Raw genomic sequence first — 20,737 nt, 5'->3', positions numbered from 1 at the left:
CGGGCTCCCGGCCACTACCTCATCACGGTTGAATGATGGGGGTGCCACCCACGATGGTCTGCCCGACGCCATCCGGGCTGTACGAGATGTAGACCGGCTCTTGGGCGAACAGCCAGTTGCCGGTGTTCATACCGCCGCTGGCGATCACGGTCGGGCTGCGCACCTCGCCGGGCTGCGTGCCCACCGTGTAGGAGTACAGCGGAGTTCCGTCCTTGGTGAACACCTCAATGGTCGTCCCGCTGGGCAGCTGTCCGTTGGCGGTCGGGCTGACGCCGGCAGCGCTGAGCACCGAGGTCGGCATGGTGCCGTACACGCCGCCGGAGTCGATCACCGCCCTGACCGTCGAGGGCGCCTCGCCGTTGATGCTCACCTTCAGATCACTGGTGGGGAGTGTCCACGGCGCCCCCTGGATAACCGTTCCGCCCTCCAGCGGGTTGTCCCCGAAGACCAATCTGCCGCCCGGCTGGTCGATCAGCACGCCGTTGCCCAGAGTGCCCGGCAGGTCGGCGGTCGGAATGTGGTCGGGAGTGGGTCCGAGCGCGTTCGGTCCGATCCCCAAGATGCCGGTGGAGGAACCGGCCAGGTAGTCGTAGATGGACCAGGAGCCGAAGGGATTGAGGTCCGTCGGGAAGGCGAACAGCACCGCATCCACCGTGGTGTCGGCGGTCAGCGTGTCCCCGTCCACGCCGGTGAAGGTCACCGTGGTGGGCAGCTCTAAATAGAAGTAGTTCAGCGCGCCGCCGAACTGACCGATGTTGAAACCGGTCGGCAGACCGGTGATGCCGAACGGGTTGATGTTCCAGATCGGGATGACCAGTCCGGCAGCACCGGTGTCGACCAGCACCTCGGTCTGCGCGCCGCCGCCCACCGAGACATTGATCACCGGTTGGGTGTTGAGATTGACCTCCATCGGGACGGTGAAACTGTCCGGCAGATTGGCACTGTCCGGGCCGTACGCGACGGCACTGCCGGGCAGGCTCTCACCGAACAGCCATGGCGCGATGCTGTTGAGGGGGTTGTAGATGAGGTCCTGGTACCAGCCGTTGAACAGGGTGTCCAACGAGGACAGCGCCGCACCCGGATCGGTGTCGGCGGCGATGCCCGGGTCGACCCAACTGATCGCGTCGATGAGGGGCTCGAACAGGTCGTCCCAGTCAGCCTGAGCGGCCGGGGCGGGCGCGCCCAGCGCCAGGACCGCACCGACGGCCCCTACGGCGCCCACCAGGCGATGGCGACGAGCTGACATGACTACCCCTCCGGATGAATAACGGTGCAGGAATACACCGGAATTTCTCAGTAAGGGCCAGGCTAACCGATCAGCTTCAACACCGCATCCGCAAAGGAGCGCCGGCCGACGACAAGGCCCCCCGGAACTGCTTCCGAGGGGCCTTGCCGTGAGGGAAGTCTCAGCCCAGGACCAGCGACTCGCCGTCCGCGCTGATGTTGACCGGCACGATGTCACCGTCGTGCACCTCGCCAGCCAGCAGCATCTTGGCCAACTGGTCGCCGATGGCCTGTTGAATCAGCCGGCGCAGTGGACGCGCTCCGTAGACCGGGTCGAATCCGCGGTCAGCCAGCCACTTCTTGGCCTCCAACGACACCTCGATGGTCAGCCGCCGCTGCGCCAGCCGCTTGGCCAACTGCTGCAGCTGGATGTCGACGATCCGCACCAGCTCCTCAGGATTGAGGCCCTCGAAGATCAGCACGTCGTCAAGCCGGTTGATGAACTCCGGCTTGAACGCCGCCCGCACCGCGGCCATCACCTGCTCCTCGGTGCCACCCGACCCCAGGTTGGAGGTCAGGATCAAGATCGTGTTGCGGAAGTCCACGGTGCGGCCCTGCCCGTCGGTGAGCCGGCCCTCGTCCAGGACCTGCAGCAGCACGTCGAACACGTCCGGGTGGGCCTTTTCCACCTCGTCGAAGAGCACCACGGTGTAGGGCCGGCGGCGCACCGCCTCGGTGAGCTGACCGCCTTGGTCGTAGCCGATGTAGCCCGGGGGCGCCCCGACCAGGCGGGCCACCGAGTGCTTCTCGCCGTACTCGCTCATGTCGATGCGGACCATGGCCCGTTCGTCGTCGAACAGGAAGTCGGCCAGCGCCTTGGCCAGCTCGGTCTTGCCGACCCCGGTCGGGCCGAGGAACAGGAACGAGCCGGTGGGCCGGTTGGGGTCGGCGACCCCGGCCCGGCTACGCCGCACCGCGTCGGAGACCGCGGAGACCGCATTGCGTTGCCCGACAACCCGTTTGCCCAGTTCGTCTTCCATCCGCAGCAGCTTGGCGGTCTCGCCCTCCATCATCCGGCCGGCCGGGATACCGGTCCAGGCACTGACCACGTCGGCGATGTCGTCGGGTCCGACCTCCTCCTTGAGCATCACGTCCTCGCGAGCCTGGGCGGTCGGCAGCGCGGCCTCGAGCTTCTTCTCCACCTCCGGGATGCGCCCGTAGCGCAGCTCGGCGGCCTTGGCCAGGTCGCCGTCGCGTTCGGCGCGGTCGGACTCACCGCGCAGCTCTTCCAGTTGCTCCTTGAGCTCACGGACGACGTCGATAGCGCCCTTCTCGTTCTGCCACCGGGTCGTCAGCTGTGCCAGCTTCTCCTTGTAGTCGGCCAGCTCGCTGCGTAGTTTCACCAGCCGTTCCTTGGAGGCGTCGTCTTCCTCCTTGGCCAGCGCCATCTCCTCGATCTCCAGCCGGCGCACCAGACGTTCTACCTCGTCGATCTCGACGGGCCGGGAGTCGATCTCCATCCGCAGCCGCGACGCGGACTCGTCGACCAGGTCGATCGCCTTGTCCGGCAGGAACCGGGCGGTGATGTAGCGGTCACTCAAGGTGGCCGCGGCGACCAGCGCCGAGTCGGTGATGCGCACCCCGTGGTGCACTTCATAGCGGTCCTTGAGGCCACGCAGGATGCCGATGGTGTCCTCCACCGACGGCTCCCCGACGTAGACCTGCTGGAAGCGGCGCTCCAGGGCGGCGTCCTTCTCGATGTACTTGCGGTACTCCTCGAGGGTGGTGGCACCAACCAGCCGCAGTTCACCACGCGCCAGCATCGGCTTGATCATGTTGCCGGCGTCCATCGCGCCTTCGCCGGTCGCGCCGGCGCCGACGATGGTGTGCAGTTCGTCGATGAACGTGATGATCTGTCCGGCGGAGTTCTTGATCTCGTCCAGGACGGCCTTGAGCCGTTCCTCGAACTCGCCGCGATACTTGGCACCCGCGACCATCGAACCCAGGTCCAAGCTGACGACGGTCTTGTCTCGCAGGCTGTCCGGGACGTCGCCGGCGACGATGCGCTGGGCCAGGCCCTCGACGATCGCGGTCTTGCCGACACCGGGCTCACCGATGAGCACCGGGTTGTTCTTGGTGCGCCGGCTCAAAACCTGCACCACCCGGCGGATCTCGGTGTCACGGCCGATCACCGGGTCCAGCTTGCCCTCGCGGGCACGCGCGGTCAGATCGGTGGAGTACTTCTCCAATGCCTGGTAGCTGGCCTCCGGGTCAGGGCTGGTGACCCGCGCACTGCCGCGCACCTTGACGAACGCCTCCCGCAGCGCCTGCGGCGACGCGCCGTGGCCGGTCAACAGCTTGGCGACGTCGGAGGCGCCGGTGGCCAAGCCGACCATCAGGTGCTCGGTGGAGACGTACTCGTCATCGAGTTCGGTGGCCAACTGCTGGGCGACGGTGATCGCGGCCAGCGAGTCGCGGGACAGCTGCGGCTGCGCGTTGGAGCTGGTCACCTGCGGCGCCAGCTCGATCAGGCGCTGCGCTTCGTCGCGGACAGTCGCCGGGTTCACACCGACCGCCTCCAGCAGCGGCGCGGCGATCCCGTCGTTCTGGGTCAGCAAGGCCTGCAGCAGATGGGCGGGCCGGATTTCGGGGTTGCCGGCGGCAGTAGCCGTCTGCAACGCCGCGGTCAGCGCTGCCTGGGTCTTGGTGGTCGGGTTGAACGAGTCCACGACACCTCCATTCGGGGTCAGAGCGGGCTACACGTGCCCGCCGAAAATGCTTGTCGTGTTGTCCAACGCCGTCAAGGTTGAGTCTGTTCCGCTCAAGTCATCTTTTTTGCGGAGCGGCATTCGGGCAACTGGAATCAACCGATTCCTCTATGCGACCGGGCGCGGGAACGTATCCTCAGGCGTCCCCACGATTCGGAGGTGCACATGAGTGGCGAACGGGCGCCACGGGTGTGGCGCGGCCAGACCCACGATGCCCGGTCCCAGGCACGTCGGGCTCAGCTGATTGAGGCAGGAATGGAGCTGCTGGGCACCGGGGGCACAGCCGGCGTCACGATGCGCGCGGCGTGCCGCGACGCCGGGCTCAGCCTTCGCTACTTCTACGAAAGCTTCAGTGACACAGACGAGCTGATCCTGGCCGTGTACGACAAGTGCAACGCCGAACTGCTTGCCACCATGGCCGGCGTCGCCGGCAAAGCGGCGCCGATCAGCGTGGCGCTCGACCGGGCGACAGCCTATTTCGAGGAAGATCCCCGTCGGCTGCGGATCCTGCTGCGGGAGCCGCAATCCAGCACCCTGCTGGCCGATCATCGCGCCGACGTTCTGCCCGGACTGCTGGGCGCACTGATCGGCCCATCCGGTGTCGCTGATTCGTCTGCGGTCACCGCAACACAAGCCATGAGTGCCAGCGCACTGTCTGGAGCCCTAACCACGCTGGTCCTAGACTGGGCCGACGGCCGTCTTCACGTGAGCCGTGCCGAGCTGGTGAAGTTCGCCGCCGGGCTGGTCCGGGCCGAGCTGAACTTGGCAAGCCCGTCACAGAGTTGACGGCTGGCACGAGCTGGCGCCGGAACGCGGGCGCGTCCACAGGTACAACGCGATCCAGGCGCCGTAGCCCAGCGCCATCCCCGCATACATCACGGCGGGATCGTCCTGCCCGTGCACGCTGAGGTAGAGCACCACACCGGCAAGCAGCGCCGGTAGCACTGCCGCACGACGCCGCAGCGCGAACGCCACCGTGACGAGCACGACCGATGCGGTCAGCAGCACCGGACTGAGCCGGTGCAGCACGTCGAGCAGTGCCGCGAACCACCCCCGGAATTCGCCGGTGGCATGCCCGGCGTGCCCCATGCCGGCGGCGGCCGACGCTCCGGCCCCGAGCGCCGCCAGGGCCGCCGGCAGGCAGCAGGCCAGCGTGCAGGTCAGCGCGGCAACGACTCCCGCGGCCCCGAACCGGCGTCCGGGGGGCCGGTCGCGACATTCTGACGTGGGTGACATGTCCGCCCTTCCTAGACACTTCCCGTTGAACCTATACCCCGTATGGGTATCTAGCAAGGGCGGCGCGCTGGGTGACCGGTCCGTGCCATCGCGTCGACTACGGTGCTGCTATGACGACCAGCCTGGCTTCGGTGTGGACCGCGTTGATCCCCCTCGCGCTGGTGGTGGCGCTCTCGCCGATCACCGTCATCCCTGCCGTGCTGGTGCTGCACACCGCGCGCCCACGCGAGACCGGGCTGGCCTTCCTGCTCGGTTGGCTGGTGGGCCTGGCGGCACTGACCGCCGCCTTCATCGCCGTATCCGGACTGCTGGGCGGCTTGCACACCACGCCGCCGGCCTGGGCGTCGTGGTTGCGGATTGTCGTGGGTGCGCTGCTGATCGCGTTCGGCGTCTACCGGTGGACGACCCGGCACGGACACGGCGAGATGCCGCGCTGGATGCGCTCATTCACCGCGATGTCCCCGCCGCGCGCTGGCCTGACGGCCGCTGCGCTGGCCGTGATCCGGCCAGAGGTGCTGTTCATGTGCGCAGCGGCCGGCCTGGCCATCGGCAGCGCCGGACTGCGTCGAGAGGACAGTTGGCCGGCGGCCATCTTCTTCGTCCTGCTCGCCGCATCCTCGGTCCTGATCCCGATTCTCGGCTACCTGGCGGCCAGCGACCGACTGGATCCAGCGCTGAACCGGCTCAAGGACTGGATGGAGCAGCAGCACGCCGCGCTCGTCGCCGTCATCTTGGTCCTCATCGGTGCAATGGTGGTCTACAACGGGATTCACGCGCTATAGCCGGCGTCGGCGCCGGCCAGCATTAAGATCGCGGCCGTGGGCTTGGACGATCGCGACGCGCTGCGCGTGCTGCACGGCGCATTCGCCGTGCCGTCCGACGGTTCCGGTGTCGTCGCCCGGTTCTTCACCCGATGGTTCGGCACCGACCCGTCGGTGCGTGACCTGTTCCCCGCCGACCTGACCACCCAGCGGGCCGCTTTCGCCCACGCCATGGCCTGGGCGCTCAGCGAATTCATCGCCCAACGGGCACAAGAACCCATAGCGCTTCTAGCCCAACTGGGCCGTGACCACCGCAAGTACGGTGTGACGCAACGTCATTACAACGTGATAGGCCAAGTGCTTCTGAGCACCCTGCGTGCGGAGCTGGCCGAAGACTGGACCGCAGCCGTCGACGACGCCGCCCGCGAGGCGCTGAATCTGATCGTCGGGGTGATGGGCGGCGCCGCCGATGCCGAAGAGGGCCCGGCGTGGTGGGACGGCACCGTCGTCGAGCACCTCCGGGTCTCCCGCGACATCGCCGTCGTCCGGATCCAGTTGGACCAACCGCTGCCCTATCACCCGGGGCAGTACGTCAAAGTCGAGGTGCCGCAGTGCCCACGGTCATGGCGCTACTTGAGCCCGAGTATGCCCGCCGACGAGACCGGGGCCATCGAGTTTCACGTCCGCGCGGTGCCCGCCGGTCTGGTCAGCACCGCGATCGTCAACGAAACCCGGCCCGGTGACCGGTGGCGACTGTCCAGCCCCCACGGCGGTCTGCACGTCGATCGCGACGCCGGAGACGTGCTGATGGTGGCCGGAAGTACCGGGTTGGCGCCGCTGCGCGCAATCATCATGGACCTGACCCGATGGGGCGTGAACCCGCGGGTGCACCTGTTCTTCGGTGGCCGCTATCCCTGCGAGCTCTACGACCAGCCCACTCTGTGGCAGATCGCCGCACACAACCCGTGGCTGTCGGTGACGCCGGTGTCGGAGTACGCGGGCGACCCGGAATGGGCCGCCGATTACCCCGACGTGACCCCGCCGCGGGGATTGCATCTGCGTCAGACCGGACGATTGGCGGAGGCGGTCACCCGCTACGGCAGCTGGGGCGACCGCCAGATTCTGGTCTGCGGTGGGCCGGAGATGACGCGGGCTACCGTGGCGGCGCTCATCGCCAAAGGAGCTCCCCCAGAACGCATTCAACACGACCCTCTGTCGGAGTGAGAAGTGACTGATCTCGAGTCCTGCGTGGTGATGGATCCGTCATCGTCGCTGACGGCGACCTTCGTTCCGGGCGCGGGCATGATCGGGACGTCGCTGTGCGACGACGGCGTGGAACTGCTCGGCCAGCGCCGGGGGGTGGCCGCCTACGTTGCCGAGCACAAGACCATGGGCCTTCCGCTGTTATATCCGTGGGCGAATCGCTTGAGCGGCAACAGCTACCAGGTGGGTGCCACGGAGGTAGCGCTCACGCCGGGGGTCGGCGGGGTGCACGCCGACGAATACGGCGCCCCCATCCACGGCACCCTGGCCGGGGATCCCGGTTGGCGGGTGAGCGCGCGATCGGCGTCGGCGTTGACCGCGGAACTGGACTTCGGGGCCCGCCCGGACCTGCTGGCGACGTTCCCGTTCCCGCACCTGTTGGAGCTGGCCATCACCCTGGCGGATCGCACCTTGACGGTGCGCACCACGGTCACCGCAACCAGCGAGACAGCGGTGCCGCTGTGCTTCGGCTTCCACCCCTACCTACACATTCCCGGCGTACCCAGGACGCAGTGGCTCATCGAGACACCGGCGATGCGGTCCCGGATCGTCGACGCACACAATCTCCCGACCGGTGCGCTCACGCCTCACCCGGTATCGACAGAGTTGTTGGGCGACACGGTGTTCGACCACGGGTTCGACGAGGTGGCACCTGGAGCGCTGTTCGCACTCTCCGGCGGCGGTCGACGCATCGAGGTGCGCTTCGACCAAGGCTATCCGGCGGCGCAGATCTACGCTCCGGCCACCGAAGACGTGGTGTGCTTCGAGCCCATGGCCGCACCTACCGACGCACTGCGCCGCGGCGGCTACGCGGTGGCCCGGTTGGGCCAGCCCGGCGTGGCCCAGTTCTCGATCCGTATCCGCTAGCGGCGCGGTTGCCAGACCACCACGGCGGTGCTCTTGGGCACCACCGCGATCTCGCGACGCTGGTTGGCGCGCAACCTGTCCAGCTCCGCCGCCATCTCCTTGACCCGCGACTGCAACGCCTCGACCTGGTTGGTCAGTTCGATGATTCGCTTGATGCCGGCGAGGTTGACCCCCTCGTCATGAGAAAGCCGCTGCACCTCGCGCAGCAGGTCGACGTCGCGTTCGGAGTAACGGCGTCCGCCACCCGAGCTGCGCTGCGGACTCACCAGCCCGATCCGGTCGTAGGTGCGCAGGGTCTGCGCGTGCATCCCGGCCAGCTCGGCGGCCACCGAGATCAGGAAGGTGCGCGAACTCTCCGAGGATTTGCTCATGACCGGTTCCCCGCCCATCCGGCCCGCGGGTCGAATCCGCTGGCCTGCTCCGCAGCCGCGTACGCCTCGAGCGCCTCTTGCGCCTGACCCTCCAGATTCGGTGGGACCGCGACCTTGACGGTGACCAGCAGGTCCCCGCTGCCGCCGCCGCGTTTGGGCACACCGCGCCCGCGAACCCGCAGAATCCGGCCGTCGGCGGTTCCCTTGGGCACCCGCACGCCGACTTTGCCGTCCAGCGTCGGGACCGAGAGCGTGGTGCCCAAAGCGAGCTCGGAGAAGCTCACCGGGATGGTGACCGTCAAGTCGTCCCCGTCGCGCCCGAAGACCTTGTCCGGACGCACCCGCACCGTCACGTAGAGGTCACCCGAGGGCGCGCCGCGCAGCCCGGCCTCACCCTGGCCCGCCAGCCGAATCCGTTGGCCGTCCTCGACACCGGGGGGAATGCGTACATTGATTGTGCGGGTCCGGGCTGCCCGTCCGGTTCCGTTGCACTCCGAACACGGGTGTTCGATGATCGATCCGCTGCCACGGCAGTCGGTACACGGTTCCGAGAACCCGAACGCACCCTGATTGCTGCTGATCACCCCGGATCCGTTGCAGGAGACGCAGACTCGGGGGCTGGTGCCCGGCCGGGCGCCACTGCCGTGACAGTTGGTGCACGGCGCGGCACTGGTCAGCCGCAGCGGCATCTCGACGCCCTTGGTGGCTTCCAGGAAGCTCAACTCGGAGTCGGTCTCCAGGTCGTTGCCGCGGCGCGGCCGGCTCGGGCGTTGCTGCGCACCGCGCCCGAACAGGCCGCCGAAGAGATCACCGATGTTGGCCCCACCGGTCTGGCCGGCAGCGCCGAACAGGTCGTTGAGGTTGAATTCGTTGCCGTCGCCGCCGGTGGAGAACCGGTCGAAGTTACCGCCGCCGAAGCCACCACCGCCGTTGAAGCGCCGCCCGAACCCGCCGCCTGCGAACAGCCGGCGGGTCTCGTCGTACTCCTTGCGCTTGGCTTCATCGGACAACACGCTGTAGGCCTCGGAGACCGCCTTGAAGCGGTCTGCGGCGGCCGGGTTGTTCGGGTTGCGATCCGGATGCAGCTCGGAGGCCAACTTGCGGTAGGCGCTCTTGATCTCTTTCTCGCTGGCGTCGGAGGAGACGCCCAACTCCTTATAGAAGTCCTTTTCGACCCATTCACGCTGAGCCATGACGCGTCACCTCCTTACCTGTCAATTCTCTTCAGCAGTGTCGCCGTCGACAACCGCTCCGTCGGAACCGGCTTCCGGGACGGTGTCGACCACGCCCACCATCGCGTGCCGCAGTACCTGCTCGCCGAGCTTGTAGCCCCGTCTCAGGACGGCGCCGATCACCGAGTGCGTCCCGTCGCCCTCATGCTGGACCGCCTCATGCAGCAACGGGTCGAATTCGTCGCCCTCGGCGCCGAACGACGTCAGTCCCATTCCGGTGAGCACACCGGTCAGCTTGTCCGCCACTGCCTTCAGCGGGCCCGCTTCCAAGTCGCCGTGGCTTCGGGCGCGGTCCAGGTCGTCGAGGATCCCGAGCAATTCGGTCACCACTGCGGCCTTGGCCCGGTCGGCGATACCTTGCTGATCGCGCAGCGTCCGCTTGCGGTAGTTGGCGAAGTCCGCCTGGACTCGCTGCAGGTCGGCGGTCAGCTCGGCGACCTGATCGGCCTGGTCCTCGCTGGCGGCCGGCTCCTCCGGCGCCGGCCCACTCGGGGCCGGCCCGGAGGAACTCTCCCGCACTTCACCGGTTTCCGGGTCGATGCGCCGCTTGTCGGTGACGGTGATGGTCTCCGGAGACGATTCGCGTGAGTGTTCTTCGCTCACTTGGTGTCTCCGTCGTCGACCACCTCTGCGTCCACGACGTCGTCGTCGCTAGCGGACCCGGCGCCTTCTGCTCCAGCGGCGGCCTGCTCAGCCTGGGTGGCCTCGTAGATCGCCTGACCCAGCGCCTGCGACTCGACGCCCAGCTTCTCCATCGCCGCCTTGATGGCGCCGATGTCGGTGCCCTCCAACGCCTTCTTGGCTTCGCCGATGGCTGCGTCCACCTTGCCGAGGGTGTCCTCTGGAACCTTGGAGCCGCCCTCGGCTTCGCGCTGCTCCTTGACGAACTTCTCCGTCTGGTAGACCAGCGACTCGGCCTGGTTGCGCACGTCGGCCTCTTCGCGACGCTTGCGGTCCTCCTCGGCGTGCGCCTCGGCGTCCTTGATCATCCGGTCGATCTCCTCCTGGGACAGGCCGGAGCCCTCCTGGATCTTGATCGTGTTCTCCTTGCCGGTGCCCTTGTCCTTGGCGGTGACGTGCACGATGCCGTTGGCGTCGATGTCAAAGGTGACCTCGATCTGCGGGACACCGCGCGGGGCCGGCGGGATACCGGTGAGCTCGAAAGAGCCCAGCAGCTTGTTGTGCGAGGCGATCTCGCGCTCACCCTGGAAGACCTGGATCTGGACCGACGGCTGGTTGTCGTCGGCGGTGGTGAAGGTCTCGCTGCGCTTGGTCGGGATGGTGGTGTTGCGCTCGATCAGCTTGGTCATCACGCCGCCCTTGGTCTCGATACCGAGCGACAGCGGGGTGACGTCAAGCAGCAGAACGTCTTTCACCTCACCCTTGAGCACACCGGCCTGCAGGGCGGCGCCCACGGCGACAACCTCGTCGGGGTTGACGCCCTTGTTGGGCTCCTGACCACCGGTCAGCTCCTTGACCAGCTCGGTGACCGCGGGCATCCGGGTGGAACCACCCACCAGCACCACGTGGTCGATCTCCGACACCGAGATACCGGCGTCCTTGATCACCGACTGGAACGGCTTGCGGGTGCGGTCCAGCAGATCCTGGGTGATCTTCTGGAACTCCGAACGGGTCAGCTGCTCGTCGAGGAACAGCGGGTTCTTGTCGGCGTCGACAGTGATGTAGGGCAGGTTGATCGAGGTGCTCTGCGAGCTGGACAGCTCGATCTTGGCCTTCTCGGCCGCTTCACGCAGCCGCTGCATGGCCATCTTGTCCTTGGTCAGGTCGATGCCCGAGGTGCCCTTGAACTTGTCGACCAGCCAGTCGACGACACGGTCGTCCCAGTCGTCACCACCGAGGTGGTTGTCACCGGAGGTGGCCCGCACCTCGACCACGCCCTCGCCGATCTCCAGCAGGGAGACGTCGAAGGTGCCGCCACCGAGGTCGAACACCAGGATGGTCTGTTCCTTGTGGCCCTTGTCCAGGCCGTAGGCCAGCGCAGCCGCGGTCGGCTCGTTGACGATGCGCAGCACGTTCAGCCCGGCGATCTGACCGGCTTCCTTGGTGGCCTGGCGCTGGGCGTCGTTGAAGTACGCCGGCACGGTGATCACGGCGTCGGTGATGTCCTCACCGAGGTAGGCCTCCGCGTCACGCTTGAGCTTCATCAGCACGCGGGCGCTGATCTCCTGCGCGGTGTAGTCCTTGCCGTCGATCTCGACTTTCCAGTCGCTGCCGATGTGACGCTTGACCGAGCGAATGGTGCGGTCGACGTTGGTGACCGCCTGGTTCTTGGCGGGCTGGCCGACCAGCACTTCACCATTACGGGCGAATGCGACGACCGACGGGGTCGTGCGCGAGCCCTCCGAGTTGGCTACGACGACAGGGTCGCCGCCCTCGAGCACCGAGACGCAAGAGTTGGTAGTCCCGAGGTCGATTCCGACCGCACGAGCCATTGTGATTCCTCCCTGGTAGACGATATCCCTAGTCTGAGCGGACTGCGCTCAAGGATGCTCCTTCGGCGGCTTGGCTGTCAACCCAGACTTGAGTGCTTATGACTCAACTTGTCGAATGGGTCAACGGACCCGGTTCGCGATTTGTTCCCGAATGGCACCGCGGCAGCGAAACGGGCACCGAGGGGTTGCCCGGCGCGACGCAGTCGACTCAGCCGTCGACAACCGCCAGGATGCCCGTGGGAGCGCCGAGGGCAGCGAACGTCCGCGCGGCGGCGGTATCAATGTTCACCCGTGGTTCCGGAGGCAGCTCGCCCTGGTAGTAGGTACCGGGCCCGTACAACAGTCCGTAGCGTAGGACCACGCCGCTCGCCGCGAGCACCGCTTCTTCAAGCACTGCGACCGCATCGGCTTCCGCGCCGGGACGCATCCCCCACGCGACGCTTTGGGCGATGATCTTCGTCGCGCCCAATCCGTCCAACGCGTCGATGAGATTACGGGTGCCCTCGGATCGGATACGAGCGTTGAGCAGCGACTCCTCGGGCAGGTCGGCCAGATTGTCGGGTAGATCGGTCAACTCGTGCAGCAATACCTCAGGCGCAAAAAGTCGGACGGCCCGGGTCAGAACCGGGCGGTCGAATACGTCGCAGACGATCGGCTGCGCACCCATTGCGGCCAGCAGGTCGGCCTTCTCGGCCGACCTCGTCATGGCGCCGACGGTATGGCCCGCTTCGACGAGCAGCGGAACCAGTCGGCTGCCGATCACACCCGAAGCACCCGCAACGAAGACGCGCTTGGTCATCCCGCGACCTTCCTCGCCAACGCGGCCAACTTGACGTCGAGTTCTTCTGCGGCTGCAAGCAGGGCAGGGTTGGGTTCGACGACCATCAACGAAGACGGTTTGACGTAGGTCAGACTGCTGCCGTTCTCCTCACCGATCAGCAGCAACTCCACCGGTGCAAACAACCCCGCGGTCAGGTCGTGGCGCAACATCGTGATCGCAATCAGCGGGTTGCCGATGATGACGCGCAACGCTTTCCGGTCGATGCCGGCCTTGGCGATCCAGCCGCCGTGATCGAAGACCGTGAACAACATGAATCCCCCAGGTCCGACGTGAGTTTGGACCTCATCGCGATAGGACTCCCAGCCGGCGAAGTCCTTCGCGATGTCGTCGATCGGGACCGGCCGGACACCGACCTCGGAGAACAACGCGGCCGCCAATTCCTCGTAGCTCTTCGTGCTCTGGTAGCACACCCTGGCTCCGGAGAAGCGGAGCTCGCGCGGATCAGACTGCGACACGGTCCACCCCCTCGAGATCGGCTTCGGTGGATCCTTCGAAGCGGTCCCGAACATGTGCCTGCGGGGTGCGGTCCACCAGCAGGCTCAGCAGATCCGGCCGGCTGTAGTGACCGGCGGCATCCATCTGCGACTTCCGGGCATCGATCACCGAGAAGTCCAGGTCGGCGACGACCTCGCCCTCACCGGCCAGCAGTGGCTCCCCCAGCAGCTCGCCGTGCGGAGTGACGATCGTGGTGAAGCACCCGCCCGAGATCGGGCCGATTGGACACCCGGTGTCGGCCATGATCCGGGCCTGTTGGTCGGCATCCAGCCAGGCGGTGGCGTTGACGACGAAAGCGGCCGATTCGAGTGCGTGATTACGCATGCTGGTCTCGATCTGGCGGGTGAACAGTTCGCCGGCAAACGATCCCGGCCACATGCCTGAGTGGATCTGCTCGCCGTCGGCGATCAAGGCGTAGCGGGCCAGCGGGATGTAGTGCTCCCAGCAGGCCAGCTGGCCGACCCGCCCGACCACACTGTCGACTGCACGCAGCCCGCTGCCGTCGCCCTGCCCCCAGAGCATCCGCTCGTGGTAGGTGGGCATGATCTTGCGCCGGCGCTGCAGCAGGCTTCCGTCGGCGTCGAACAGCAGCTGGGTGTTGTACAGCGACCCGCCGTCACGCTCGGTGACACCGACGGACACCACCATTTCTGCCTGCCGGGCCGCGGCGCCGATCGCCTCGATCTCCGGCGAAGGGATCGTCACGGCCTGCTCCATCAGTTTGAGGTGCTCCGCGCGCATCTCGAACGGCCGTTGGACGAAAGCGAAATAGGGGTAGTACGGGATCACCGTCTCCGGAAAGGCCGCGAATTGCACTCCGCGGCGCGACAAGTGGTCGATCCTGGCCACCACCCGTTCGACGGTTCCTTCCCGGCTGTAGAGCACCGGGCTGATCTGCACGGCCGCTGCTCGAATCGTGTTCATTGCCGTGCTCCCTCGAGCCGCTCGATGATGGTGGCGTTGGCCATGCCCCCGCCCTCACACATGGTCTGCAGACCGAACCGTTTTCCGCTGTGCCGCAGCGCGTGGACCAAGGTTGTCATCAGCCGCGCGCCGCTGGCGCCGAGCGGATGCCCTATCGCGATAGCACCGCCGTGGATGTTCGTCTTGGCCAGATCTGCACCGGTTTCCTTCGCCCAGGCCAGCACCACGGGCGCAAACGCCTCGTTGACCTCGAACAGATCGATGTCGGACAGCGTCATCCCGGCACGGCGACCACCAGGTTTGCCTTTGCCAGTCGGCGTGCGGACGGCTCCGACGATGACGGCGTCTCGATCTCGATATTCGACCATCATGAATCCTCCCACCTGCTGAGTATTGTTCTCTATACTCAGCTATACGCCCTGGGTATAGTAGGGTCAACCCAGACCGGGAGGTGAATCGAGATGAATTTCCTGCAGGGCCCGCTGGCGGATCGCGATGGCTGGTCGGCGATCGGCGAGTGCCCGGTCGAAAAAACCATGGCCGCGGTGGGTACCAAGTCAGCAATGCTGATCATGCGCGAGGCCTACTACGGCACCACCCGGTTCGATGACTTTGCACACCGGGTCGGCATCACCAAGGCCGCCACCGCAACACGGCTCACGGAACTCGTCGATCTCGGATTGCTGGCCCGTCGGCCCTACCGTGAGCCCGGCCAGCGCAGCCGCGACGAATACGTCCTGACCGAGGCCGGCACCGACTTCATGCCCGTGGTCTGGGCCATGTTCCAGTGGGGGCAACGTCACCTGCCCAACCGTGACCGGCTACGCCTGACGCATCTGGCCTGCGGCGCGGACGCGCAGGTCGAGATCCGCTGCACCGAAGGTCACCGCGTCGAGCCTGGCGACCTGGGTGCACGGCTGGTCACATCGAAGGCATCACGTCCTGAATGACACCCGGGCTCTGGATCACAGGGTCGCCGGAATGCGCCGGAAGCCGTGCAGGGTGGCCAGCCCGCGCGGCGTGGGCGGGCCGTCGAGCCGCAGATCGGGGAACCGCTCGAACAGCGCCTGCAGCGCGATGGTGGCTTCCATACGGGCCAGGTTGGCGCCGAGGCAGGCGTGGATCCCGCTGCTGAACGACAGATGCTCTTTGGCGTTGGCCCGCGTGACATCGAAGCGGCCGGGATCGTGGAAAACGCCGGGGTCGCGATTGGCGCCGCCCAGCAGGAGCGCCACCGTTTCGCCGGCAGCGAGGTGGTACCCGGCAAGCTCGAGGTCGCCGAGGGCGTTGCGCGACGTCATCTGCACCGGGCTGTCGAAGCGCAACACCTCCTCGACCGCGCCCGGCCACAGCGGAGGATCCTCGCGCAACTTCGTCAACTGTTCGCGGTGGCGCAGCAACAGCACGATCGCGTTGCCGATCAGATTGATGGTGGTCTCGAAACCGGCCCCGGCGAGCAGCAATGCCGTCACGCCCAGTTCGCGTCGGTCGAGGTCCCCGTCGCGGATGATCTGGCTGTAGATGTCGCCACCGGGGTTGGTGCGCAACCGTTCGATGTGGTCGCTGAATTCGTGATCGTTTTCCCGCAAGGACTGCATGGCACCCCGAAACGTTTTCCAGGACACCCCGATATCGAGCAACGGTGCACCACGATCACCCCGGTCGAGCATCTGCGGGCGCTGCTCCTCGGGGATTCCGAGAATCTCGGCGATGATCAAAGCCGGCAGGGGCCCGGCGAAATCGGCGATCAGATCCGGATGCGCTGCCGATTCCACCCGATCCAGCAGTTCATCGGTGATCTCGACGATCCGGGCCCGCAACCTGTCGATCGCACGGGGCGTGAACGCGCGCACCACCGCACGCCGATAGCGCGTGTGGTCGGGCGGATCGACCGCCAGCATCGAGGGGGGCTCCGCCGGATTCGGCAGCCGGGGATCTGTCAGGTCGATCATCCAGCGCACCGTCTTAGGCAGATTCATATTGACCGGGTTAGTCGCTCCGAACCTGTCGTCGCGCAGGATTGCTCGGCACAACTCGTGGTCGGCGGTCACCGCAGCGAACGGCGTGCGCGTCAGTCGGCCACGGGCACGGATCTGTTCGGTCAGCGGTTCGGGGTCGCCGCCACGCAGTGGCCCGAGGAGCAAGCGTGCCATCGGGTCGCCGCGCCGCGCCTGCACCGCAAGAAGCGCCCGCGGAAACCCCTGCAGCAGTGCCCACCGAAGCCACAGACCTGGTCTCATCGCGGCGCACCTGCCGTCGGCAACACAAACGCCGACCCTGCGGCGACCGTTGCCAGGTGCCGCATCAGCAGTGCTTCTGGAATCAGGCCGGTGGCACGACTAGCGGTGGCGCTGAGCACGGCGGGGCGTGCGTTGACGACTTTTCCGAACCACGCCGACTCCCGGACCAGCGGCGCAACCCGTGGGCGCCGGAACGCGACGAACCGGGCGAAGGCGGTGGGCAGATCGGGTGCCTGATCGACGAACTCGGCCAGGATGGCGGCGTCTTCCAGCCCCTGGCAGCCACCCTGCCCGAGATGCGGACGCATGGGATGGGCCGCGTCACCGACCAACACGATCGGGCCGCGCGCCCAGTGCCGAATGGGCGCGCGATCGTAGAGGTCGTCGCGCAACACGTCGCCGGGCGAGGTCGCGGCGAGAATGCTCGGGATGGGCTCGCACCAAGGGGCGAACTTGGCTCGCAGGTAGGCCAGTTCCCCCTCGGGCGCTCGTTGTCCCTCGGGGACCCGCTCGGTGGCAAACCAGTAGGTCAGATCCGGCCCCATCGGCACATGCCCGGTTTCGACTCCGGGACCCATCGTCTCGCCCGCCAGGTCAGGATCCAGCGCGTAGGCGGCGATTCCACGCCATGCGGTGTAGCCGACATAGCGCCGGCGCAGCGGGCCGTTGAGGTGGCGAGCCAGAACCGAGTGGATGCCGTCGGCGCCGACGACGGCATCGAATTCATCTGCCGTTCCATCCGAGAGTTGCAGCGCCACAACGTCTCCCGCCATAGCCACGTCGGTGGCGGCGAGCCCGTAGTGCAGCCTGCCCGCGGCCAGCGCTTCGGCGAGGATGTCGCGAAGCACCGAGCGCTGCACCACCACGAGCGGTTCACCGAGTGCCCGGACCATCCGCTCTGGCGCCGGGTGGCGTAGCCACGATCCGTCGTGCCAGCGCGCCGCCCCCGCGGTGATCCGGCCGCCCGCCGCTCGGACGGCATCTCCGAGGCCGAGCTGGTCCAGGGCGGCCAGCGCATTGGGCCAGATGCTGATCCCCGCACCCGATGAGGTGTCGGTCCGTTGTTCGACAACGGTGACCTCGTGTCCGCGGCGCTGCAGTCCCACCGCGGTCGCCAGCCCGGCGATGCCGGCCCCCACCACCGCGATCCGCTTGCTCATCGGGACTCACCGCCTACCTCATAGATCGGATTTCCTTGCGGCCCTTTGATTCTGGCGACGTGGGGCATCGCCGCGGCGACCTCGTGCGCATCTGCGACTGGCGCGGGTCGATCAGCCATAACCGCAACCGTAGTCACCCGTCGAACTGCAGGCGTTCGATCCGCTCGACGGTGCCCCACGGACCGGTGGTTTCACGTCGTGAGCTGCCGCGTCATTGACCGGGGCATCATCGGGTTCTTCTTCGAGAACACCCTCGACGACATCGGCAATTGGTTCAGCTCGCTATAGCGAATTAGCAGGGCCTGAGCGCCGTGGGCATTGGTCCTGACCAGCAACCCCGGTGCGTTACCCTCGCACCGATGCCACTTTCCCCCGACCCGCACCCGATTTCCTCGGCTGCGCTGACCCGTGAGAACGAGGGCTACCACAAGGACCTCGCCCCACGACAGCTGCAGATGATCGCCCTAGGCGGTGCCATCGGGACCGGGTTGTTCCTTGGCGCAGGCGGCCGGCTCGCCTCGGCCGGGCCGGGCCTTTTCGTCGTCTACGCGGTCTGTGGCGCCTTTGCCTTCCTGATCCTGCGCGCACTGGGCGAGTTGGTGCTGCACAGACCGTCGCCGGGATCGTTCGTCTCCTACGCGCGTGAGTTCTTCGGGGAGAAAACCGCCTACGTCGCGGGATGGTTGTACTTCCTGAACTGGTCGATGACCGGCATCGTCGACACCACCGCGATCGCCAGCTACTTCCACTATTGGCACCTATTCGCGGTGATCCCGCAATGGACGCTGGCCTTGATCGCCCTGTTGGCCGTGCTGTCGATGAACCTGATCTCGGTGAAGCTCTTCGGTGAGCTGGAATTCTGGGCAGCGCTGATCAAGGTCCTCGCGCTGATGACGTTCCTGGTGGTGGGAACCATCTTCCTCGGCGGCCGCTACCAGGTCGACGGCCAAGAAACCGGCCTGCATCTCTTGACCCAGAACGGCGGATTCCTGCCTACCGGCCTGCTCCCGCTGGTGTTGGTGACCTCCGGGGTGGTGTTCTCCTACGCCGGGGTCGAACTGGTCGGCACCGCCGCCGGCGAAACCCCCAACCCCGAGAAGGTCATGCCACGGGCGATCAACTCGGTGGTGGCCCGCATCGGGATCTTCTACGTGGGATCGGTAGTCCTGTTGGCGCTGCTGCTGCCCTACACCGCTTTCAAGGAGCACCAGAGCCCGTTCGTCACGTTCTTCTCCAAGGTCGGCTTCACCGGCGCGGGCAGCCTGATGAACCTGGTGGTGCTGACCGCCGCGTTCTCCAGCCTCAATGCCGGGCTGTATTCCACCGGGCGGATCCTGCGCTCGATGGCGGTCAACGGCAGCGGTCCCGCGTTCACCGCCAAGATCTCGAAGAACGGGGTGCCCTACGGTGGCATCCTGCTGACCAGTGGCGTCGGCCTGCTAGGCGTCGCCCTCAACGCACTGCGCCCCGGACAGGCCTTCGAAATCGTGCTCAACATCGCCGCGGTCGGAGTCATGGCGGCGTGGGCCACGATCGTGGCCTGCCAGTTGCGGTTGCTCCGGCTGGCCAATGCCGGGGTGCTCAAACGGCCGTCATTCCGGATGCCGCTGGCTCCCTACAGCGGATATGTGACCTTGGTGTTCCTGGCCGGCGTGCTGGTCCTGATGTTGTTCGATCAGCGCAGCGGTCCGTTCGTGCGGGGAGTGCTGCTGATCGGCACACCGGCATTGATCGTCGGCTGGTATCTGGTGCGCGGCCGGGTGCAGGCCGCGGCCGCGCTCGCCGAGACGCCTCCCGTGCAGACACCGGCTGCGGCCCTGCAGCCGGACCAGGACGAGTAGAAGGCCGGAAAAACCTATGGCCCGCAACCGTTACGCAGCCGAGCCCCCGCTGTATGGAATGGTGCTGGTCTTCTGCGCCATCGCGATCGTGGCCGTCACCGCCTACCTGCACGCCGGTTGGTGGTCGCTGGTGGGCTACGCGCTCGCCGCGGTCACTGCCGTGGCGGGTGCGGTGCTGGCCTTCCGTGACTTTTCCTGACCGCGGGCTCCTCACCCGAACGACGTGCGCCGCACCGGCAGTACCGCGCGTCACTACAGCCACTGATGTCACGGGTTGCGTACGCTGGCCGCAACATACGTCAGCGGGGGAATCAGTGCAGGTACCAGACCAGGCGACGCGCAGGACGGCCGGAAAGCTGACGCTGGTGGCCGCGCTGCTGCTGACCGGTTGCAGCAGCACCGTCGACGGCCATCCGACCGCCGCGCCCGGCGGGGGACCGCCGGAGCCGTCGTTCCGGCCACCGCGTACCAGTACCGCGCCGCCGAGTCCATCGAGTCCGACCAGTCCGACCAAGCCCGCCACCCCGAGCCGGCCGGCCGACGCCATCCCGTTGCCGCCCGACGACAACGGCTACGTCTTCATCGAGACGAAATCCGGCCGGACCCGCTGCCAGATCTCCTCACCCCAGGTCGACTGTGAAGCGCAGTTCACCAATACGCCCCTCAAGGACGGCCAGCACGCCAACGGCGTCAGTGTCAGCGCCGACGGCACTGTGCAGTGGGTGCTGGGCAACCTGGGCGATATCCCGGTCGTCACCATCGATTACCTGACTTACCAGGCGCAAGGCTGGACGATCAACGCCGATATCAACGGCACGCGGTTCACCAACGACCGCACCGGTCACGGCATGCTGGTCAGCATCGACAACATCGATACCTTCTGACTTCTCGCTGATTTCTCGCCCCAGTCGCCGGTCAGCACTTTCCGATACGATCGGTGAAATGGCGCGCTTCGGATCTTCGGACGGTTCCGGCAAACCCAGCGAGGACCAAACTCGGTCCATGCCCTACGGTCACCGCGGCCCGCAACCACCCGGCCCTCCCCCGGCACCGTTCGGGCC

The 20,737-nt window shown here is 66.9% G+C and carries 20 protein-coding genes and 1 pseudogene; 8 read left to right on the top strand and 13 right to left on the bottom strand.

Going from position 1 to position 20,737, the window contains the following annotated elements; all coding sequences use genetic code 11:
- Positions 1-22: 22 nt before the first annotated feature.
- Both EJK91_RS04450 and clpB read right to left on the bottom strand, forming a co-directional pair.
- The gene (locus EJK91_RS04450; protein ID WP_125078353.1) at positions 23-1,246 is read right to left on the bottom strand and encodes a PecA family PE domain-processing aspartic protease; all 1,224 of its coding nucleotides are present in this window, start codon (positions 1,244-1,246) and stop codon (positions 23-25) included.
- A 160-nt stretch (positions 1,247-1,406) separates the two neighbouring features.
- Positions 1,407-3,953, bottom strand: coding sequence for an ATP-dependent chaperone ClpB (clpB, locus tag EJK91_RS04445; protein ID WP_125078352.1), 2,547 nt, complete (start codon positions 3,951-3,953; stop codon positions 1,407-1,409).
- Positions 3,954-4,157: 204 nt separating this feature from the next.
- Here clpB and EJK91_RS04440 point away from each other — a divergent pair, with 204 nt between their 5' ends.
- Positions 4,158-4,778, top strand: coding sequence for a TetR/AcrR family transcriptional regulator (locus tag EJK91_RS04440; RefSeq protein WP_024442019.1), 621 nt, complete (start codon positions 4,158-4,160; stop codon positions 4,776-4,778).
- On the opposite strand, the gene EJK91_RS04435 is transcribed toward EJK91_RS04440, so the two are convergent.
- A complete protein-coding gene (locus EJK91_RS04435) occupies positions 4,767-5,228 on the bottom strand; it encodes a hypothetical protein (protein ID WP_024442018.1) in 462 nt (153 codons plus the stop codon). The two genes, EJK91_RS04440 and EJK91_RS04435, sit on opposite strands and share 12 nt — an antisense overlap.
- Before the next feature lie 110 nt (positions 5,229-5,338).
- Here EJK91_RS04435 and EJK91_RS04430 point away from each other — a divergent pair, with 110 nt between their 5' ends.
- The 3 genes from EJK91_RS04430 to EJK91_RS04420 are packed head-to-tail and all read left to right on the top strand — an operon-like array spanning position 5,339 to position 8,119.
- Positions 5,339-6,010, top strand: a complete 672-nt coding sequence (locus EJK91_RS04430) for a GAP family protein (RefSeq protein WP_024442017.1) — start codon at positions 5,339-5,341, stop codon at positions 6,008-6,010.
- Positions 6,011-6,046: 36 nt separating this feature from the next.
- On the top strand, positions 6,047-7,213 hold the full coding sequence (locus EJK91_RS04425) for an FAD-binding oxidoreductase (protein ID WP_125078351.1): 1,167 nt from the start codon (positions 6,047-6,049) through the stop codon (positions 7,211-7,213).
- Positions 7,214-7,216: 3 nt separating this feature from the next.
- Positions 7,217-8,119, top strand: coding sequence for an aldose 1-epimerase (locus EJK91_RS04420; RefSeq protein ID WP_024442015.1), 903 nt, complete (start codon positions 7,217-7,219; stop codon positions 8,117-8,119).
- On the opposite strand, the gene EJK91_RS04415 is transcribed toward EJK91_RS04420, so the two are convergent.
- The 8 genes and pseudogenes from EJK91_RS04415 to EJK91_RS04380 all read right to left on the bottom strand — a co-directional run.
- A complete protein-coding gene (locus EJK91_RS04415) occupies positions 8,116-8,490 on the bottom strand; it encodes a heat shock protein transcriptional repressor HspR (protein WP_024442014.1) in 375 nt (124 codons plus the stop codon). The two genes, EJK91_RS04420 and EJK91_RS04415, sit on opposite strands and share 4 nt — an antisense overlap.
- On the bottom strand, positions 8,487-9,683 hold the full coding sequence (dnaJ, locus tag EJK91_RS04410) for a molecular chaperone DnaJ (protein WP_024442013.1): 1,197 nt from the start codon (positions 9,681-9,683) through the stop codon (positions 8,487-8,489). The genes EJK91_RS04415 and dnaJ overlap by 4 nt, the downstream gene beginning before the upstream one ends.
- Positions 9,684-9,704: 21 nt before the next feature.
- Positions 9,705-10,325, bottom strand: coding sequence for a nucleotide exchange factor GrpE (grpE, locus tag EJK91_RS04405; protein WP_046301445.1), 621 nt, complete (start codon positions 10,323-10,325; stop codon positions 9,705-9,707).
- Complete coding sequence (dnaK, locus tag EJK91_RS04400; protein ID WP_024442011.1) at positions 10,322-12,175, bottom strand: molecular chaperone DnaK; 1,854 nt, start codon at positions 12,173-12,175, stop codon at positions 10,322-10,324. The genes grpE and dnaK overlap by 4 nt, the downstream gene beginning before the upstream one ends.
- Positions 12,176-12,383: 208 nt before the next feature.
- Positions 12,384-12,974: an NAD-dependent epimerase/dehydratase family protein gene (locus EJK91_RS04395; protein ID WP_125078350.1), complete on the bottom strand. Its 591-nt coding sequence runs from the start codon at positions 12,972-12,974 to the stop codon at positions 12,384-12,386.
- A complete protein-coding gene (locus EJK91_RS04390) occupies positions 12,971-13,471 on the bottom strand; it encodes a DUF302 domain-containing protein (protein WP_241178621.1) in 501 nt (166 codons plus the stop codon). The genes EJK91_RS04395 and EJK91_RS04390 overlap by 4 nt, the downstream gene beginning before the upstream one ends.
- A complete protein-coding gene (locus EJK91_RS04385) occupies positions 13,458-14,435 on the bottom strand; it encodes a nitrilase-related carbon-nitrogen hydrolase (protein WP_024442008.1) in 978 nt (325 codons plus the stop codon). The genes EJK91_RS04390 and EJK91_RS04385 overlap by 14 nt, the downstream gene beginning before the upstream one ends.
- Positions 14,432-14,722, bottom strand: a pseudogene (locus EJK91_RS04380) (steroid 3-ketoacyl-CoA thiolase); the annotation flags it as partial. The pseudogene EJK91_RS04380 and the gene EJK91_RS04385, both read right to left, overlap by 4 nt.
- 174 nt (positions 14,723-14,896) lie before the next feature.
- Here EJK91_RS04380 and EJK91_RS04375 point away from each other — a divergent pair.
- A complete protein-coding gene (locus EJK91_RS04375) occupies positions 14,897-15,385 on the top strand; it encodes a winged helix-turn-helix transcriptional regulator (RefSeq protein WP_024442006.1) in 489 nt (162 codons plus the stop codon).
- A gap of 15 nt (positions 15,386-15,400) precedes the next feature.
- Here the strand turns inward: EJK91_RS04375 and EJK91_RS04370 are convergent, their stop codons facing one another.
- Together EJK91_RS04370 and EJK91_RS04365 are read right to left on the bottom strand one after the other, a co-directional pair.
- Entirely contained in the window at positions 15,401-16,675 is a 1,275-nt protein-coding gene (locus tag EJK91_RS04370; RefSeq protein WP_036457640.1) for a cytochrome P450, read from the bottom strand.
- Entirely contained in the window at positions 16,672-17,835 is a 1,164-nt protein-coding gene (locus EJK91_RS04365; protein WP_046301441.1) for an FAD-dependent oxidoreductase, read from the bottom strand. Before EJK91_RS04365 ends, EJK91_RS04370 begins: the two co-directional genes overlap by 4 nt.
- A gap of 359 nt (positions 17,836-18,194) precedes the next feature.
- Here EJK91_RS04365 and EJK91_RS04360 point away from each other — a divergent pair, with 359 nt between their 5' ends.
- The 3 genes from EJK91_RS04360 to EJK91_RS04350 all read left to right on the top strand — a co-directional run bounded on the left by EJK91_RS04360 (position 18,195) and on the right by EJK91_RS04350 (position 20,560).
- Entirely contained in the window at positions 18,195-19,676 is a 1,482-nt protein-coding gene (locus EJK91_RS04360) for an amino acid permease (protein WP_046301440.1), read from the top strand.
- Between the two features lie 16 nt (positions 19,677-19,692).
- Positions 19,693-19,875 carry a hypothetical protein gene (locus EJK91_RS04355; protein ID WP_024442003.1) on the top strand — a complete coding sequence of 61 codons (183 nt, stop codon included), beginning with the start codon at positions 19,693-19,695 and terminating at the stop codon, positions 19,873-19,875.
- A gap of 115 nt (positions 19,876-19,990) precedes the next feature.
- On the top strand, positions 19,991-20,560 hold the full coding sequence (locus EJK91_RS04350) for a hypothetical protein (RefSeq protein ID WP_046301439.1): 570 nt from the start codon (positions 19,991-19,993) through the stop codon (positions 20,558-20,560).
- The last annotated feature ends 177 nt before the right edge of the window (positions 20,561-20,737 follow it).

It is taken from the genome of Mycobacterium sp. P7213, assembly GCF_900604305.1.
Taxonomy (GTDB): Bacteria; Actinomycetota; Actinomycetes; order Mycobacteriales; family Mycobacteriaceae; genus Mycobacterium.
This window is presented reverse-complemented; position numbering and strand designations above follow the sequence as displayed.